Consider the following 15659-nt stretch of genomic DNA (forward strand, 5'->3'; position numbering starts at 1 on the left):
CCGCGGCCGGGGTCGCCGGCGGGCGCTGTTACTGTGCGGGGCATGGCGTTGCATCCCCAGGCGGAGGCCTACCTTAAGCTGTTCCCCTCGGATCTCGGCGTCGAACTCGCCTCCCTCACCCGCGAGCAGATCGCCCAGTTGCGGTCTCTGGACGGCATGGCCGAGCAGCGCGGGCCGAGTATCGGCCTGCCGGAGGTCAGGGACGAGACGGCGGCCGGGGTGCCGGTCCGGATCTACCGCCCGGAGCCGGACGGGCGTCCGCTGCCGGTGCTCGTGTACTTCCACGGCGGCGGCTGGGTCTTCGGCAGCGTCGAGCGCAACGACGCCCTCGCCCGCGACCTCGCCCACCGGACCGGAGCGGTCGTCGTCTCGGTGGACTACCGCCTCGCGCCCGAGCACCCGTTCCCCGAGGCCGCGGAGGACGCCTTCGCCGTGGTCCGCGACGTGCACGCCCGTCCCGCCCGCTACGGCGCGGACCCTCGCAGGGTGGCGGTCGTCGGCGACAGCGCCGGAGGCAACCTCGCGGCGGTGGCGGCCTGGCTGGCAAGGGACGCCGGGCTGCGCATCGTCCACCAGGCGCTGATCTACCCGGTCGTCGACGTCTCGGGCGACACGCCCAGCTATGTGACGTACGCGAAGGGGTTCGGTCTCGAGGCCGCGGAGATGCGGTGGTTCATCGAGCAGTACGCGGGCGGGGCAGACCCCCGCGACCCCCGTCTCGCGCCGCTCCACCTGCCGGACAAGTCGGGCCTGGCGCCCGCGACGGTGATCACGGCGGAGTGCGACCCGCTGTGCGACGAGGGCGCGGCCTACGCGCGGGCGCTCGCCGGGGCGGGCGTCCCTGTGGACTACCGCTGCTTCGAGGGCGCCCTGCACGGCTTCCTCGGCCTGCCCGGGTTCTTCGACCAGGCGCTGGAGGGCCGCGACCTCCTCGCGGCCCGGCTCAGGGACGCGCTGCGCCTGCCCCCAGGACAGGGAGCCGCGTCGTGAGGGAGTACGAGAAGCTGCGCACCGAGTGGGCGGCCGACGGCGTCCTGCGGATCGTGATCAGCGAGCCGTCCCGGCGCAACGCCGTGGACCGCACCGGTCACCGTGAGCTGGCCGAGATCTGGCGCGACGTGGACCGCGACGACGAGGTCAGGGCGGTGATCGTGCGCGGGGAGGGCGAGGCGTTCTCGGCGGGCGGCGACCTGTCGATGATCGAGGAGATGATCCGCGACCACGCCACGCGCCTGGAGGTCTTCGCCGAGGCCCGCGACATCGTCTACAACGTGCTCAACTGCGCCAAGCCCGTCGTCTCGGCGATCCAGGGGCCTGCGGTGGGCGCGGGGCTGGCCGTCGCGCTGCTGGCCGACATCTCGGTCGCCGGGCGGACGGCCCGCATCATCGACGGCCACACCCGGCTTGGCGTCGCGGCGGGCGACCACGCGGCGATCGTCTGGCCGCTGCTGTGCGGCATGGCCAAGGCGAAGTACCACCTCCTTCTGTGCGAGCCGGTGACCGGGGAGCAGGCGGAGGCGATGGGCCTGGTGAGCCTGTGCGTCGACGACGACCAGGTCCACGACAGGGCGCTGGAGATCGCGACCCGGCTGGCCGCCGGCTCGGCCGAGGCGATCCGGCTGACCAAGTACGCGCTGAACAACTGGCTGCGCATGGCCGGGCCGTCGTTCGACGCCTCGCTCGCCATGGAGTTCCTCGGGTTCACCGGCCCGGACGCGGCCGAGGGCGTGCGGGCCCTGCGCGACAAGCGCCCGCCCCGCTTCCGGCCCTGATCCACTCGAGCGCGAGCGGTCAGAAGCTCCTCGGCAGGCCGAGCACCTGAGTGGCCAGATAGTTGAGCAGCAGTTCCTCCGTCACCGGCGCGACCCGGCCGATCCTCGCGTCGGCGAGCAGCCGCGCGACGGGGTACTCCAGCGAGTACGCCATGCCGCCGTGGGTCTGGAACGCGGCGTCCGCGGCCTCCCACGCGGCCTGCGAGGCCGTCAGCTTGGCGATGTTGGCCTCGGTGCCGCAGGGCAGCCCGTTGTCGAACGACCAGGCGGCCTTGTACAGCATCAGCCTGGCCAGCTCGATCTTGGCCTTGACCTGCGCCAGCGGGAACGCGATGGCCTGGTTGGCCCCGATGGGGCGGCCGAAGACCTCCCGCTGCCTCGCGTAGTCCACGGCCACCCGCAGCGCGACCTCGGCGCCGCCGAGCGCACTGGCCGCCAGCAGGATCCGCTCCGGGTTCAGCACGTCCCAGAGCACGGCCACGCCCCGGTCCACCTCGCCGAGCACGCTGGAGGCGGGCAGCCGCAGGTCGTCGACGAAGACCATGTTGGACGGCGTGGTGTTCGCGCCCATCTTCGGGATCGGCCGGTAGGACAGCCGCCCCGCCGCCACGGCCTCCGGCACGTTCACGAGGAACACCGTCAGCCCGTCAGTGCGCGGTTTCGCCTGCGCCGCCGGGATCGTCCGGGTGACGAGCAGCATCCAGGCAGCCCGTTGCACCCCGGTGATCCAGATCTTCTGGCCGTTGACGACGAAGTCGTCGCCGTCCCTGCGGGCGAAGGTCGAGATCGCCAGCGAGTTGGACCCGGCGTCGGGCTCGGTCAGCGCGAAGCAGGTCTCGATCTCGCCCGTGGCCAGCTTCGGCAGCAGCGCGGCCTTCTGCTCGGCCGTGCCGTGCCTGGCCAGTGTGAGCGCCCCGAACCCCGGCGTCAGCACGTACATGAACGCCGAGCCGCCGGCGGAGCCGGAGGCCGACAGGGTCTCGGTGGCCACGGCCAGCTCCAGCAGGCCCTGTCCGCCCCCGCCGTACTCCTCGGGCACGGCGAGACCGAGCCAGCCGCCCTTGGCGAGATCGGCCCAGACCTCCTCCGGCCAGCGCTTGTCCGCCTCGCAGCGCTGCCAGTAGTCCAAGTCGTAGCGCGAGCAGATGTCCGCGATGCCCCGGCGCACCGCCTGCGCGCTCTCCGGCAGCGTGAAGTCCATGCCCGCCACTCTAGAACGCCATTCGGCGGGCTGCGAGATCATCGGCGGGGGCGGCGCGCGTGGTAGACGAAGGCGGGGGGCAGGTTCCGCCACACCGTGCGCCCGGCCACCACCTCCTCGAACGCCCGGCACAGCCCGCGGCGGAACCGCAGGGCCGCGGGCAGGGCGCGGGCGTGGACGTAGGAGAACGTCGTGAACGCGCCCCCCGGCCCGAGCGAGGCGACCACCGCGCGCAGCAGGCCCGCCTGGTGGGCGGGGGGAAACGCCGCCCAGGGCAGCCCGCTCACGATCACGTCGGCGGCGGCCACGCCCCGGCCGGCGAGCAGCTCCGGCAGCCGCGCGGCGTCGTCGACCATGAGCTCGACCCCCGGATAGCGGGCCGCGAGACGGCCGGCCAGCCGCGAGTTGATCTCGACGGCCAGGTGCCGTCCCCGCCCGCCGAGCCGACGCTGGATCTCGGCGGTGAAGGGGCCGGTGCCCGGCCCCAGCTCGACCACGACGGGGTCGCCGCGCTCCGGCACCGGCACGCACACCGCCTCCGACAACCGCCGTGAGCTGGGCGCGACCGCCCCGGTCGCGGCGGGGGAGCGCAGGAACTGCCCGAAGAGGATCGCTGATTCGCTGGTCATGCCGCGACGCTAGGCCCGTGGTCGCGGCCCGGCCGCCCGCCGTCCGGGCCGACATGGCGACCGGTCGGCGGGGCGGCACCGGCCAGAAGGAGGAGTGGGGTCCTCCGGGCGGAGGACCGGTTTCCGCGCGGGCGGACGGTAGCGTTCCCTCATGCGGTGGCCCCCGACGCGCCCGATCCTCACCGGCAGGACCTTCGCGTTCCCGCGCGGCGCGGTCCTCGACATCGGGCTGGCGGTGTGCGGGACCGGGCTCGACGTGCTCGTCAGCGCCGGCTCCTGGAGCGGCTCCGTCCCGGTGTGGGTGGGCATGGGGTTCGCGCTGCTGGCCGGGCTGCCGATGGGCCTGATGCGCCGACGGCCCGGGCCGGTGTCCGTCTACCTGTCCGTGCTGCTGGTGATCTGCGACCAGCTCGGCGCGTTCACCGTCAACACCCTGCAGGTCCTGCTGCCGATCTCGGTGGGCGTGCTGGCCCGGTCACGCGGCTGGCGCTGGACGGCGCCGGCGGCCGTGCTCGCCTCCGCCGCGACGGCGGTGAACCTCGCCGACCCCGGCGTCGCCCTCACGGGCAATACGTGGTTCCACTCCACCGGACTGATCGCGGCGCCCGTGCTGATCGGCCGCTACCTGCGCGGCCAGGAGGGACGCCGCAGGGAGGACCCCGCGCCGCTGCTCGACCTGCTGCTCGCGGGCGGCGGGGTCGCGCTGTCGGTGCTCACCACCTGGCCGTACTGGCACGGCGGCGCACCGCCCGTGTGGGCGGTCGCGCTCGGGGTGATGCTCGCCGGGCTCGCGCTGGGCGTCGTGCGGCACCTGCCCGGCGCGGTCCTGCTGCTGGAGAGCGCCGCGCTGCTCCTGGCCGACCATTACGTGCCGAGGACCGGCAGCAGCCTGCAACTGCTCGCCCTGGTGGCCCTCGGCGTCTTCGCGACCCGCGCCGCCTGGCCGTGGGTGGCCGCGGCGTACGCGCTGACCTGCTCGGTCGCCGCGGTCGTGGTCGTGGACGATCCCGCCGACGTCACCGCCTTCCGGGTGGTCGCGCTGATGACGATGGTGACCGCCCCCGTGGCGATCGGCCGCTACGTGGGCGTGCGGCAGGCCCAGGCCAGGCACGCCGCCGAGCTGGCCGCGGAGCGGGCCAGGGCGGGCCGGCTCGCCGAGCGGGAACGGATCGCCAGGGAGGTCCACGACATCGTGGCCCACCACGTGGGGGCCATGGTGCTGCGGGCGAGCGCGGCGCAGTACGCCGGGGCGAGCGGGCCGGCCGCCGAGGCGCTGGCCGACATCAGGGACACCGGCCACCGCGTGCTGGAGGACCTGCGCGGCCTGCTGGCGGTGCTGCGCGACCCGGGCGAGTCCCTCGGCCCCGACCTCGGCCCGGATCCGGGCGCCGATCTCGCGCTCGCGGACATGCTCGCCGACCCGGACGACGTGCTGCGCGACGCCGTGGCCCGGATGTCGGCGGCCGGCCTGCTGGTGGACCTGCGCCTGTCGGCCGAGGCGGAGCGGGCCCCGCTGGTGGTGCGGGCGTCGGCGGCGAGGATCGTCCAGGAGGGACTGACGAACGTGCTCAAACACGCGGGGCCGGGAGCCCGCGCGGAGGTCAGCGTGGCGATGCGCCCGGACGCGCTCACGGTGGAGGTCCGCAACGGCCCCGGGACATCCCGTCCCCCGGAGGCGCTGCCGTCCCACGGCCAGGGCATCGCCGGCATGCGGGAGCGGGCCCGCGCCTTCGGCGGGCACGTCACCGCCGGCCCGGCCGGGGACGGCGGCTGGCGCCTGACCGCCTCGCTGCCCGTCCCGCGCGAAAGCCGGCCGGCCTGCCGCAAGGTGGGGAGGTTCGCGTGATCCGCGTCGTGGTCGCCGACGACCAGGCCCTGGTGCGTGCGGGCGTCCGGATGATGCTGGAGGCGGCCGGGGACATGGAGGTGTGCGGGGAGGCCGCCGACGGGGCCGAGGCCGTACGGCTCACCGAGCGGCACCGCCCCGACGTGGTGCTGATGGACCTGCGGATGCCGCGCGTCGACGGACTGGAGGCCACCCGCAGGATCCTCGCGGCCCAGCCGTCCGCCCGGATCGTCGTGCTCACGACGTTCTCCGAGGACGAGAACCTCTACGCCGCCCTGGGCGCGGGCGCGCTCGGGTTCCTGGTCAAGGACGACCCGCCCGCCCGGATGGTCGAGTCCGTACGGCGGGCCGCGACGGGGGAGCCCCCGCTCGCGCCGTCCGTGCTGCGGCGCGTCGTCGAACGGGCCCTGGCCGCCGAGCGGCAGGCGGCACCGCTCCCGCCCGGCGTCACCGAGCGCGAGGCGCAGGTGCTCACCCTGGTCGGGGTGGGCCTGTCCAACGCCGAGATCGCCGACCGGCTGCACGTGGGGGTGACGACGGTCAAGAGCCATGTCGCCGCGCTCATCGAGAAGCTGGGGCTGCGCAACCGCACCCAGGCGGCGGTGCTGGCGCACCGGTTCGGCTTGGTCGACACGGGCTTCAACCCCGTGGATCCTCCGGGAAGCGGCAGCAAGGGCGGCATGTAGGGTCTGGGGCGTGAACGCTGCCGAGGACCGGATCTGGACGGTGCCCAACCTGCTGAGCGCCCTGCGGCTGCTCGGCGTCCCCGTCTTCCTCTGGCTCGTGCTGGGTCCCCACGCCGACGGGTGGGCCATCGCGTTGCTGGCGCTCGCGGGCTTCAGCGACTGGCTCGACGGCAAGCTCGCCCGCGCCTGGAACCAGATCAGCAAACTCGGCCGGCTCATCGACCCGCTCGCCGACCGCCTCTACATCCTCGCCACCCTGGTCGGCCTGGTCCTGCGGGACGTGGTCCCCTGGTGGCTGGCGCTCGCGGTGCCGCTGCGCGACGTGCTGATGCTGTGGATTCCGCCCCTGCTGCGGCGGCACGGGTACGGCCCGGCCCTGCCCGTCCACTTCCTCGGCAAAGCGGGCACCGCCGCCCTGATGTACGCGTTCCCGCTGCTGTTCCTCGCCTCGCACGAGGGCTGGTACGCCGAGATTGCCGCGATCTTCGGATGGGCCTTCGCCATCTGGGGAACTGGTCTGTATTGGTGGGCGGGGGTGTTGTATGTCGTACAGGTGCGCCAGCTAACGAAGGGGTGACCCGTGAAGGCCGTCGTCATGGCGGGCGGGGAGGGGACACGGCTGCGGCCGATGACCGCCAACCAGCCCAAGCCCCTGCTCCCCATCATCAACCGGCCGATCATGGAGCACGTGCTCCGGCTGCTGAAGCGGCACGGGTTCACCGAGACCGTGGTCACCGTGCAGTTCCTGGCCGCCCTGATCCGCAACTACTTCGGCGACGGCGACGAACTGGGCATGACCCTCCACTACGCCACCGAGGAGGTCCCCCTCGGCACGGCCGGCAGCGTGAAGAACGCCGCCGACAAGCTCCGCGACGACCGCTTCCTGGTCATCTCCGGCGACGCGCTCACCGACATCGACCTGACCGACATGCTCCGCTTCCACCGCGAGAACCGGGCGCTGGTCACCATCGGGCTCAAGCGCGTGCCCAACCCGCTGGAGTTCGGGATCATCATCGTGGACGAGAACGGCCGCATCCAGCGCTTCCTGGAGAAGCCCACCTGGGGCCAGGTGTTCTCCGACACGGTCAACACCGGCATCTACGTCATGGAGCCGTCGGTCCTCGACGAGATCGCCCCCGGCCAGTCGGTCGACTGGTCGTCCGACATCTTCCCCAGGCTGCTCGAACGCGGTTGCCGGCTGTTCGGCTACGTGGCCGAGGGTTACTGGGAGGACGTCGGCACGCACGAGAGCTACCTCAAGGCCCAGGCCGACGTGCTGGAGGGCAAGGTCAAGGTCGACTTCGACGCCTTCGAGCTGGCCCCGGGCGTGTGGGCCGCCGAGGGCGCGTCGGTGGACCCCGAGGCCGTGCTCAAGGGCCCCCTCTACATCGGTGACTACGCCAAGGTCGAGGCCGGCGCCGAGCTGCGGGAGTACACCGTTCTCGGCAGCAACGCCGTCGTGAAGGAGGGCGCGTTCCTCCACCGCGCCGTGGTCAGCGACAACGTGTACGTCGGCCCGGCCGCCCACCTGCGCGGCTGCGTGATCGGCAAGAACACCGACGTGATGACCGGCGCCAGGATCGAGGAGAACGCGGTCGTCGGCGACGAGTGCGTCATCGAGGCCGAGGCGTACGTCTCCTCCGGCGTGAAGATCTACCCGTTCAAGACGATCGAGGCGGGCACGGTCGTCAACACCAGCGTGATCTGGGAGTCGCGCGGCCAGCGCAGCCTGTTCGGCCCCCGCGGGGTCTCCGGGCTGGTCAACGTCGAGATCACCCCGGAGCTGTGCGTACGGCTGGCCAGCGCGTACGCCACGACGCTGCGCAAGGGCGACACGGTCGTCACCTCCCGCGACGCCTCACGCGCGGCGCGGGCGCTCAAGCGGGCGGTGATCAGCGCGCTGAACTCCAGCGCGATCAACGTGGTCGACCTGGAGGCCGCCGCCCTGCCGGTCGCCCGGTTCAACACCTCCCGCGAGAACGTCCGGGGCGGCATCGCCGTGCGCACCACGGCGGGCGACCCCCAGAGCGTCGACATCGTCTTCATGGACGAGACGGGGGCCGACCTGTCCCAGGCGGCCCAGCGCAAGCTGGAGCGGGTCTTCTCCCGGCAGGAGTACCGCCGGGCCTTTCCCGGCGAGATCGCCGAGCTGACCTTCCCGGCCCGCGCCGTCGACACCTACGCCCGGGAGCTGCTGGCCTGCATCGACATGTCCGGCGTGAAGGACACGGAGATGAAGGTCGTGGTCGACTGCGCGGGCGGCACCTCCTCGCTCGTGCTGCCGAGCCTGCTGGGCCGGGCCGGGGTCGACGTGCTGACCGTGAACAACCGGCTCGACGACGCCTCGCCCACCGAGACGCTGGCCGAGCGCCGCCGCGACCTGCAGCGCCTGGCGGAGCTGGTGGCCTCGGCGCGGGCCGCCTTCGGCGTGCGGTTCGACCCGGTGGGGGAGCGGGTCTCCCTGGTGGACGAGATGGGCCAGCTCATCAGCGAGGAGCGCGCGCTGCTCGTCGTGCTCGACCTGGTCGCGGCCGAGCGCCGGGGCGGGCGGGTGGCCCTGCCGGTCACCACGACGCGGGTGGCGGAGATGGTGTGCCGCTTCCACGGCGTGCAGGTCGACTGGACGGCGACGAGCCTCGACACGCTGACGCGGGCGGCCCGGCACCCCGACACGATCTTCGCCGGCGACGGCAAGGGCGGCTTCATCGTCCCGGAGTTCGCGCCCACCGTGGACGGACTGGCGGTCTTCCTGCGCCTGCTCGGCCTGGTCGCGCGCACCCGGCTGTCGCTCAGCCAGATCGACGCCCGGATCCCGGAGGCCAAGCTGCTCAAGCGGACCGTCCCCACGCCCTGGGCGCACAAGGGCGCGGTGATGCGCTCGGTCGTGGAGGCGGCCGAGGGCCACCGCCTCGACACCACCGACGGCGTCCGCGTCGTGGAGGACGACGGAAGCTGGGCGCTCGTCCTGCCCGACCCCGCCGAGGCCGTCACCCACCTGTGGGCCGAGGGCCACGACATGGACACCGCCCAGGCTCTCCTGGAACGCTGGGCCCACGTCGTCGAACAAGCAGCCGGTGCTAGATGACATTGAACCGCCGCTGGCTGTAGCGTTGGTCAGTCCGCGCCCAGCCGCGGTCTTGACCTTTGTGCCTGATCAGCGTAAGTTGCGGCATTCGCAGTTTGAGCTAGTCCTAGAGCAAGTCGTGAGAGAGGCCGAGCCGTTCGATGCCCAGCGTCTACTGCACGCAGTGCGGTCATGCCAACCCCGAGGATGCCCGTTTCTGTTCACGATGCGGTTCGCCGCTGAGCGCTCCCGCGCCCGTCGCGGCCGACACGACCTCGACGATCTCGCTCGAGGCGCTCGAGGCGGAGACGGGCCAGACGCTACTGCCGGACAGGTCGGCGGTCGATCAGCTGCCACCCGGCACGGCTCTTCTGGTGGTCATGCGGGGCCCGAACGCCGGCAGCCGGTTTCTGCTCGACAGCGACCTCACTACGGCGGGTCGCCACCCGGAAAGCGACATTTTCCTGGACGATGTGACCGTGTCCAGGAGGCACGTGGAGTTCTACCGGCGCGGTGGCCAGTTCACCGTGCGTGACGTGGGCAGCCTGAACGGCACCTACGTCAACCGGGAGCGCATCGAGGAGTCGCCGCTGCAGGGCGGAGACGAGGTGCAGATCGGCAAGTTCCGGCTGGTGTTCCTCACGCGTGGTCCCGGAGGGCTGTGATCGCTGAGGAGGAGGAGTCATGAGCGCGCAGGCCCTACGGGCGTTCATGAGTATCGGGGAGGTGCTCGCCCTGCTGCAGGGCGAGTTCCCGGACGTGACCGTCTCCAAGATCCGGTTTCTGGAGGGTGAGGGGCTCATCGAGCCCCAGCGGAGCCCGTCGGGGTACCGCAAGTTCACCTACAACGACGTCGAGCGCCTGCGGTACATCCTGCGGGCGCAGCGCGACCAGTACCTGCCGCTGCGGGTCATCAAGGACCAGCTGGACGAGCAGGCGGCCCGTCCGCACGCCCTCTCCGACGGCGCTCCGCCCGTGCGTCTCAGCCGGGAGGAGTTCATCGAGGCCGCGGGCATCGACGAGGAGACCCTGGCCGAGATGGAGAGCTTCGGCCTGGTCGCTGCCGTGGCGCGCCGGTACGACGGGGAGGCGCTGGAGATCGCGCGCAGCGTGGGGGCGCTGTCGCGGTTCGGCCTGCGGGCGCGGCACCTGAGAGCGGTCCGCGCGGCGGTGGAGCGGGAGGCCGGCCTCATCGAGCAGGCGGTGGCCCCGCTGCTGCGGCGCAAGGCGCCCGGGGCGATCGCGGAGGCGGACGAGACCGCACGGGAGATCTCCGGACTTCTCCAGGAAGTGCACAATGCGTTACTGCGTGGGAGTGTTCGCGGCGTTCTGGGGCGGTGACCGGCACATCTGCTCCTCCGTGGGTGTTACGTTGAATGCCTGGTGATATGCCGCGACGCTTGAGACGGAGCCGCCCGTGTTGCAGATGGAGGTCGTGGGGGTTCGCGTTGAGATGCCCACCAACCAGCCGATCGTGCTCCTGAAGGAGACGAGCGGCGATCGGTACCTTCCGATCTGGATAGGCATGACCGAGGCGACCGCTATCGCGCTGGCCCAGGCGGAGGAGCCGCCGCCCCGGCCGCTGACCCACGACTTGTTCCGTGACGTTCTTGAGGCCTTGGGGGTGCGGTTGCGCACCGTCAACATCGTCGCGCTCCGCGATGGAATCTTCTTCGCCGATCTGGTCTTCTCCAACGGCGTGGAGGTCAGCGCCCGTCCTTCGGACTCGATCGCGCTGGCGTTGCGTACGGGTGCGACGATCTACGCGAGTGAGGACGTGATCCAGGAGGCGGGCGTGAGCATGCCCGACGACCAGGAAGACGAAGTGGAGAAGTTCCGCGAGTTCCTGGACAAAATCACCCCGGAAGACTTCGGCCGGGCGGGCTGACGTGCCGGGCGATTTCGGGAGATTACGCTTCACGACGCGCCGGACGGGGTCGTTGACTGACGATGGCCCCGGTCCTACGGTGCAAGGGAAACCACGGTTGTAATTCACGAACCCCCAGATCAGACCGTGGGATGAGAGAAAGCCGGAGGTCCGCAGTGGCGGTCAGCAGCGGCGAGGGTAAGTCGGCCGGCCAGCACGACCCGGTTCGGCAGGCGGCGCGCGAGCGCGCCGGCGAACAGGGTCTGCTGTTCGACGAGCAGCCGACGGCGCTGCCCCAGGGCATCGGATACCGCGGGCCGACGGCGTGCGCGGCGGCCGGGATCACGTACCGTCAGCTCGACTACTGGGCCCGGACCGAACTGGTGCTCCCGACGATAAGGGCCGCCCAGGGATCCGGGTCCCAGCGACTGTACAGCTTCCGCGACATCCTCGTCCTGAAGGTCGTCAAACGTCTTCTCGACACCGGGGTCTCCCTCCAGCAGATACGCACCGCCGTACGGCATCTGCGCGATCGCGGCGTCAACGACCTGGCCCAGATCACCTTGATGAGCGACGGCGTGAGCGTCTACGAGTGCACGAGCGCGGACGAGGTGATCGACCTCCTGCAGGGCGGTCAGGGCGTGTTCGGCATCGCGCTCGGGCGGGTCTGGCGAGAGGTCGAGGGGTCGCTGGCCGAGCTTCCGGGTGAGCGCGCGGAGCCCGCCCCGGATGCGGAGGGGGACCATCCGGCGGACGAGCTGGCCCGCCGGAGAAAGGCCCGCAGGACCGGCTGAGCGCACGCCCCGGCGATCGCCGCAGGCGGCGGGGGCCGGGGTCGTGGCTCGAACGGCGTCAGGCGCGCGCGGCGGGCCCGGCCGCAGGCAGGTCGAACTCGTCGTCGCGCATGCGCAGCAGGGCCACGGAGGCGCCGGCGAAGCCCACGGCCGTGACCAGCAGGCCGACACCCGACGCGACGTGACCGGGCATGAACGGGTGGGTGAACCCGCCCGCCGCGAGGAGGATGCCCGTCCAGGCCGGTGCCGCGCCGCTGCGCCACAGCGCGAGGCCGAGCAGCAGCAGGCCGGCGACGATCCCCAGGATGAACAGCAGGCCCGCCGCCAGTTGCACGGGGTCGTCCTCCATCGCTTTCTGGATCTCCGCCGTGGTCGCCACGTCGAAGCCCCTCGTCACCGTCAGGTACGCGAGGTCGTCGCCGCCGCGGATCAGGGGGAAGCCGGCCAGGTCGCCGAGCAGCGCGAGGAGCGCGCCCGCCGTGGTGAGCAGCGGGGCGCCGCGCCTGGCCACCCAGGCCACGGCCAAGGTGGCCGGGATCAGCCCGACCAGGAACGGCAGGGCGAACCAGCGGGCCGTGCCCGCGAGCTGCTCGTGGGCGGCGTACGCCGCGACCGTGGCCTCGAACGACTCGCCGCCGTCCACGGGGCTGAGGATGTAACTGACACCCATGCCGAGCATGGGGAGCGGGGCGACGACGGCGAGCAGCGTCCGCCAGAAGCCGCGTACGTCCCGCAGCGGTGTGCGCGGGGCGGTGGCGGCGCGGGCACCGGTGTCCGGCTGCATGATGGTCCTCCGGAATCTGAGAGTTGTCCGATCGAGTCCGAGGATGAGCGCGGGCGACTCCCGCCGTCGTGGGGACGGCCTCCCGGTTCCGGTCCCGGCGCCGCCCGCCGACCTGGGAGCACGCTCCTATGGCCGGCGGGAGCGGCGGGGCCCGATGATGAGCCCATGACAGTCAGGCGCGCCGGCCCGGCCGCGGTGCTCACCCTCACGGCCGTCGTGGTCGCGGCGGCGTGGGTGTCGTGGTTTCTCGGCGGGCTCACGTTCGCCGACGCGGCCGACGACTCCTATCTGCTGACCAACAGCGCCCAGGCGCTGACCTTCACCGCGTTCGGCGCGCTGGTGCTCGCCTACCGCCCCGGGCACCGCGTCGGACTCCTGTTCGTGGCGTACGGCGCCTGCTACACGCTGAGCGTGGCCTGCCTCGGGCTGCTCACCGCGGCGGTGGGGCTGCCGGACGGCTGGGCGCGGGTGGTCGAGCTGTTCGGCATCACCGTGTGGATCCCGGCACCGGCCGTCTGCCTCCCGCTGATCGTCCAGTTGTTCCCCGACGGCGGGCCGCTGTCGCGGCGCTGGCGGCCGCTGGCCGTCGCCACCCTCGCCGTCCTGCCGCTCACGCCCGCCCTGACCCTGCCCGCGGCGGCCGGGCTGGCGGGGGGCGGGCCGGCCATGGGCGGGCCGATGCTGCCCGTCGTGGTGGGCGAGGTCGCCCAACGGCTGACCCCGGTGTTCGTCGCCGCCGACGCGCTGGTGCTGCTGGCCTCCCTCGTCACGCTCGCCCTGCGCGTCCGCCGGTCGCGCGGGGTGACCAGGCTGCGGCTGATGTGGCTGTTGTGGGCCGTGGGCCTGTTCGCCGCGCTCAACGCGCAGCGGATCGTGACGACCGACGGACCGGTGCTGTTCCTGCTGACCCTGCCGCTGATCCCGGCCGCGGCCACCGTGGCCATCCTGCGCCACGGCCTGTACGACATCGAGCTGATCGTCAACCGGTCGCTGGTGTACGGGGCGCTCACGCTCGGCGTCGTGCTGGCCTATCTGGGCATCGTCGCGGGGCTGTCCGCGCTGGCGCAGAACCGGCTGTCGGCCACGCCTCTCATCGCGACCGGCGCCGTCGCGCTCGCCTTCGCTCCGGCCCGCTCCGCCGTGCAGTCCGCCGTCGACCGGGTCATGTACGGGCAGCGGCGCGACCCCGCGGCGGCCGCCGCCCGGGTCGGCCTGCGGCTCGGCACCGGCCTCGACGGGGTGCTGCGGGCGGTGTGCGAGGCGCTGCGGCTGCCGTACGCCGCGGTCAGCTCCGACGGGCGGCTGGTCGCCACGTACGGCCGGGCGCCGCGGCTGCGGCACACCGTGTCTCTGGAGGTGGCCGACGGGCCGCCCGCGGACCTGCTCGTCGGGCTGCGGGCGGGGGAGCGCCGGTTGTCCGGCGCCGACCGGCGTGCCCTGGACCTGCTGGCCGCACCCGTCGGCCTGGCGCTGCAGGCGGTGCGCCTGTCGGAGCGACTGGGCGAGTCCCGCACGCGCATCGTGGCCGCCCGGGAGGAGGAACGCCGGCGGCTGCGCCGCGACCTTCACGACGGCCTCGGCACCGTGCTCACGGCGGTGACCCTCAAGGCCGACGCCGCCCACAACCTGCGTGCCACCGACCCGGAACGGAGCGGGCGTCTCCTGCTCGACCTGCGCGCCGACCTCACCGCCGCGATCGCCGACATCCGCCGCCTCGTCTACGACCTGCGCCCGCCCGCCCTCGACGAGCTCGGACTCGCCGGCGCGCTGTGCCAGCGGGCCCAGCAGTCCTGGCGCTGCGAGCACGCCGGGTGCGTGGTGACCGTCGACGTCCCGCAGGACATGCCGCCCCTGTCCGCGGCGGTGGAGGTGGCCGCCTACCGCATCGCCACGGAGGCGGTCACCAACGCGTTGCGTCACGGCCGCGCGACGTCCTGCCGGATCCGGCTGCGCGCCGATCACGCCCTGCACGTGGAGGTGAGCGACAACGGCGCGGGCGGGACCGGCCCCTGGCGGCACGGCGTCGGCCTGCGCTCCATGCACGAGCGGGCCGCCGAGCTCGGCGGTACGCTCACCGCCGGCCCCACCGACCGCGGAGGCCGCGTCCACGCGCGGCTTCCCCTGGAGAAGACGTGATCGCGAAGACATGACCGCGCAGAATGCGACCGCCGGGGAACCGATCAGGATCGTCGTCGTCGACGACCACCCGCTGATGCGGGAGGGCCTGCGCGCGCTGGTCGCGTCGCTGCCCGACATCGTGGTGGTGGGCGAGGCCGGCGACGGCGACGCCGCCCGCCGCGAGGTGCAGCTCACCCGCCCCGACGTCGTGGTCATGGACCTGCACATGCCGGGCGTCAACGGGGTGGAGGCCACCCGGGCCGTCGTGCGCGCCGCGCCCGCCACCAGAGTGCTCGTGCTCACGATGTTCGAGGACGACGAATCGGTGTTCGCCGCGATGCGGGCCGGCGCCCTCGGCTACCTGGTCAAGGGCGCGCAGCAGGAGGAGATCGTCCGGGCGGTCCGTTCGGTCGCGGCCGGTCACGCGGTCTTCGGGCCGAGCGTGGCGCGCCGGATCGTCGACTTCTTCGCGGGCGCGGCGTCCCTCGCGCCGGGCCCCGGTCCCGTCCCCGAGCCCTTTCCCGAGCTCACCGCGCGCGAACGGGAGGTCCTGGACCTCATCGCGGCGGGCCGGTCCAACGCGGCGATCGCCCGGCACCTGGTCATCAGCGGCAAGACCGTCAGCAACCACATCACCGCCATCTTCGCCAAGCTGGCGGTCGCCGACCGGGCCGAGGCGATCGTTCGCGCCCGCCGGGCCGGTCTCGGCGCCGACTTCGCGCAAGGTGCGAGTCGGGGCGATCCGGGGTAGCCGGTAGAGTGGAAGACGGCCGACGACCTCGTGCGGGAGAGACCTCTGGATGTTCAGGGGCGCCGAAGGAGCAAACCTCCCCGGAATCTCTCAGGCATCCGTACCGCACGGACGAGGCGACTCTGGAAAGCAGGCCCGCCGGCCAGG

The 15659-nt window shown here is 72.9% G+C and carries 14 protein-coding genes, 1 pseudogene and 1 riboswitch; of the genes and pseudogenes, 12 read left to right on the forward strand and 3 right to left on the reverse strand.

Annotation, left to right across the window (positions count from 1 at the left end; genetic code table 11):
* Window positions 1-42: 42 nt before the first annotated feature.
* Window positions 43-990, forward strand: coding sequence for an alpha/beta hydrolase (locus tag HHX41_RS18720; RefSeq protein WP_182906996.1), 948 nt, complete (start codon window positions 43-45; stop codon window positions 988-990).
* Window positions 987-1772, forward strand: a complete 786-nt coding sequence (locus HHX41_RS18725) for an enoyl-CoA hydratase/isomerase family protein (protein ID WP_182906997.1) — start codon at window positions 987-989, stop codon at window positions 1770-1772. Before HHX41_RS18720 ends, HHX41_RS18725 begins: the two co-directional genes overlap by 4 nt.
* 19 nt (window positions 1773-1791) lie before the next feature.
* Here the strand turns inward: HHX41_RS18725 and HHX41_RS18730 are convergent, their stop codons facing one another.
* Entirely contained in the window at window positions 1792-2973 is a 1182-nt protein-coding gene (locus HHX41_RS18730; protein ID WP_182906998.1) for an acyl-CoA dehydrogenase family protein, read from the reverse strand.
* A gap of 38 nt (window positions 2974-3011) precedes the next feature.
* Window positions 3012-3470: pseudogene (locus tag HHX41_RS18735) on the reverse strand (class I SAM-dependent methyltransferase); the annotation flags it as partial.
* A gap of 283 nt (window positions 3471-3753) precedes the next feature.
* Between HHX41_RS18735 and HHX41_RS18740 the strand changes: the two are divergent.
* From HHX41_RS18740 to HHX41_RS18775, 8 genes are all read left to right on the forward strand, one after another.
* Window positions 3754-5448 carry a sensor histidine kinase gene (locus HHX41_RS18740; RefSeq protein WP_182907000.1) on the forward strand — a complete coding sequence of 565 codons (1695 nt, stop codon included), beginning with the start codon at window positions 3754-3756 and terminating at the stop codon, window positions 5446-5448.
* Window positions 5445-6134 (forward strand): response regulator transcription factor, encoded by a 690-nt coding sequence (locus HHX41_RS18745; protein WP_169984394.1) that lies wholly within the window; start codon window positions 5445-5447, stop codon window positions 6132-6134. Before HHX41_RS18740 ends, HHX41_RS18745 begins: the two co-directional genes overlap by 4 nt.
* A gap of 10 nt (window positions 6135-6144) precedes the next feature.
* Complete coding sequence (locus HHX41_RS18750) at window positions 6145-6711, forward strand: CDP-alcohol phosphatidyltransferase family protein (RefSeq protein WP_169984393.1); 567 nt, start codon at window positions 6145-6147, stop codon at window positions 6709-6711.
* A 3-nt stretch (window positions 6712-6714) separates the two neighbouring features.
* Complete coding sequence (locus HHX41_RS18755; RefSeq protein WP_169984392.1) at window positions 6715-9219, forward strand: mannose-1-phosphate guanyltransferase; 2505 nt, start codon at window positions 6715-6717, stop codon at window positions 9217-9219.
* Window positions 9220-9359: 140 nt separating this feature from the next.
* Window positions 9360-9863 (forward strand): FHA domain-containing protein, encoded by a 504-nt coding sequence (locus HHX41_RS18760; protein WP_169984391.1) that lies wholly within the window; start codon window positions 9360-9362, stop codon window positions 9861-9863.
* Window positions 9864-9882: 19 nt separating this feature from the next.
* Entirely contained in the window at window positions 9883-10539 is a 657-nt protein-coding gene (locus HHX41_RS18765; protein ID WP_182907001.1) for a MerR family transcriptional regulator, read from the forward strand.
* A 76-nt stretch (window positions 10540-10615) separates the two neighbouring features.
* The gene (locus tag HHX41_RS18770) at window positions 10616-11086 is read left to right on the forward strand and encodes a bifunctional nuclease family protein (RefSeq protein ID WP_139577972.1); all 471 of its coding nucleotides are present in this window, start codon (window positions 10616-10618) and stop codon (window positions 11084-11086) included.
* A 155-nt stretch (window positions 11087-11241) separates the two neighbouring features.
* Window positions 11242-11859, forward strand: a complete 618-nt coding sequence (locus HHX41_RS18775; RefSeq protein WP_182907002.1) for a MerR family transcriptional regulator — start codon at window positions 11242-11244, stop codon at window positions 11857-11859.
* Between the two features lie 58 nt (window positions 11860-11917).
* On the opposite strand, the gene HHX41_RS18780 is transcribed toward HHX41_RS18775, so the two are convergent.
* A complete protein-coding gene (locus tag HHX41_RS18780) occupies window positions 11918-12643 on the reverse strand; it encodes a hypothetical protein (RefSeq protein ID WP_182907003.1) in 726 nt (241 codons plus the stop codon).
* A 165-nt stretch (window positions 12644-12808) separates the two neighbouring features.
* Between HHX41_RS18780 and HHX41_RS18785 the strand changes: the two genes are divergently transcribed.
* Both HHX41_RS18785 and HHX41_RS18790 read left to right on the forward strand, forming a co-directional pair.
* Window positions 12809-14779 (forward strand): sensor histidine kinase, encoded by a 1971-nt coding sequence (locus HHX41_RS18785; protein WP_182907004.1) that lies wholly within the window; start codon window positions 12809-12811, stop codon window positions 14777-14779.
* Window positions 14780-14789: 10 nt separating this feature from the next.
* Complete coding sequence (locus HHX41_RS18790) at window positions 14790-15512, forward strand: response regulator transcription factor (RefSeq protein ID WP_182907005.1); 723 nt, start codon at window positions 14790-14792, stop codon at window positions 15510-15512.
* Window positions 15513-15535: 23 nt separating this feature from the next.
* Window positions 15536-15628: riboswitch (glycine riboswitch) on the forward strand.
* The last annotated feature ends 31 nt before the right edge of the window (window positions 15629-15659 follow it).

Origin of the sequence: Microbispora sp. H13382 (assembly GCF_014161445.1) — a bacterium.
Classification (GTDB): domain Bacteria; phylum Actinomycetota; class Actinomycetes; order Streptosporangiales; family Streptosporangiaceae; genus Microbispora.

Excerpts from the sequence above, each read along its gene's own strand:
- HHX41_RS18720 (WP_182906996.1), top strand. The coding sequence starts at position 43 with ATGGCGTTGCATCCCCAGGCGGAGGCCTACCTTAAGCTGTTCCCCTCG.
- HHX41_RS18730 (WP_182906998.1), bottom strand. The coding sequence starts at position 2,973 with ATGGACTTCACGCTGCCGGAGAGCGCGCAGGCGGTGCGCCGGGGCATC.
- HHX41_RS18740 (WP_182907000.1), top strand. The coding sequence starts at position 3,754 with ATGCGGTGGCCCCCGACGCGCCCGATCCTCACCGGCAGGACCTTCGCG.
- HHX41_RS18760 (WP_169984391.1), top strand. The coding sequence starts at position 9,360 with ATGCCCAGCGTCTACTGCACGCAGTGCGGTCATGCCAACCCCGAGGAT.
- HHX41_RS18765 (WP_182907001.1), top strand. The coding sequence starts at position 9,883 with ATGAGCGCGCAGGCCCTACGGGCGTTCATGAGTATCGGGGAGGTGCTC.
- HHX41_RS18780 (WP_182907003.1), bottom strand. The coding sequence starts at position 12,643 with ATGCAGCCGGACACCGGTGCCCGCGCCGCCACCGCCCCGCGCACACCG.
- HHX41_RS18785 (WP_182907004.1), top strand. The coding sequence starts at position 12,809 with ATGACAGTCAGGCGCGCCGGCCCGGCCGCGGTGCTCACCCTCACGGCC.
- HHX41_RS18790 (WP_182907005.1), top strand. The coding sequence starts at position 14,790 with ATGACCGCGCAGAATGCGACCGCCGGGGAACCGATCAGGATCGTCGTC.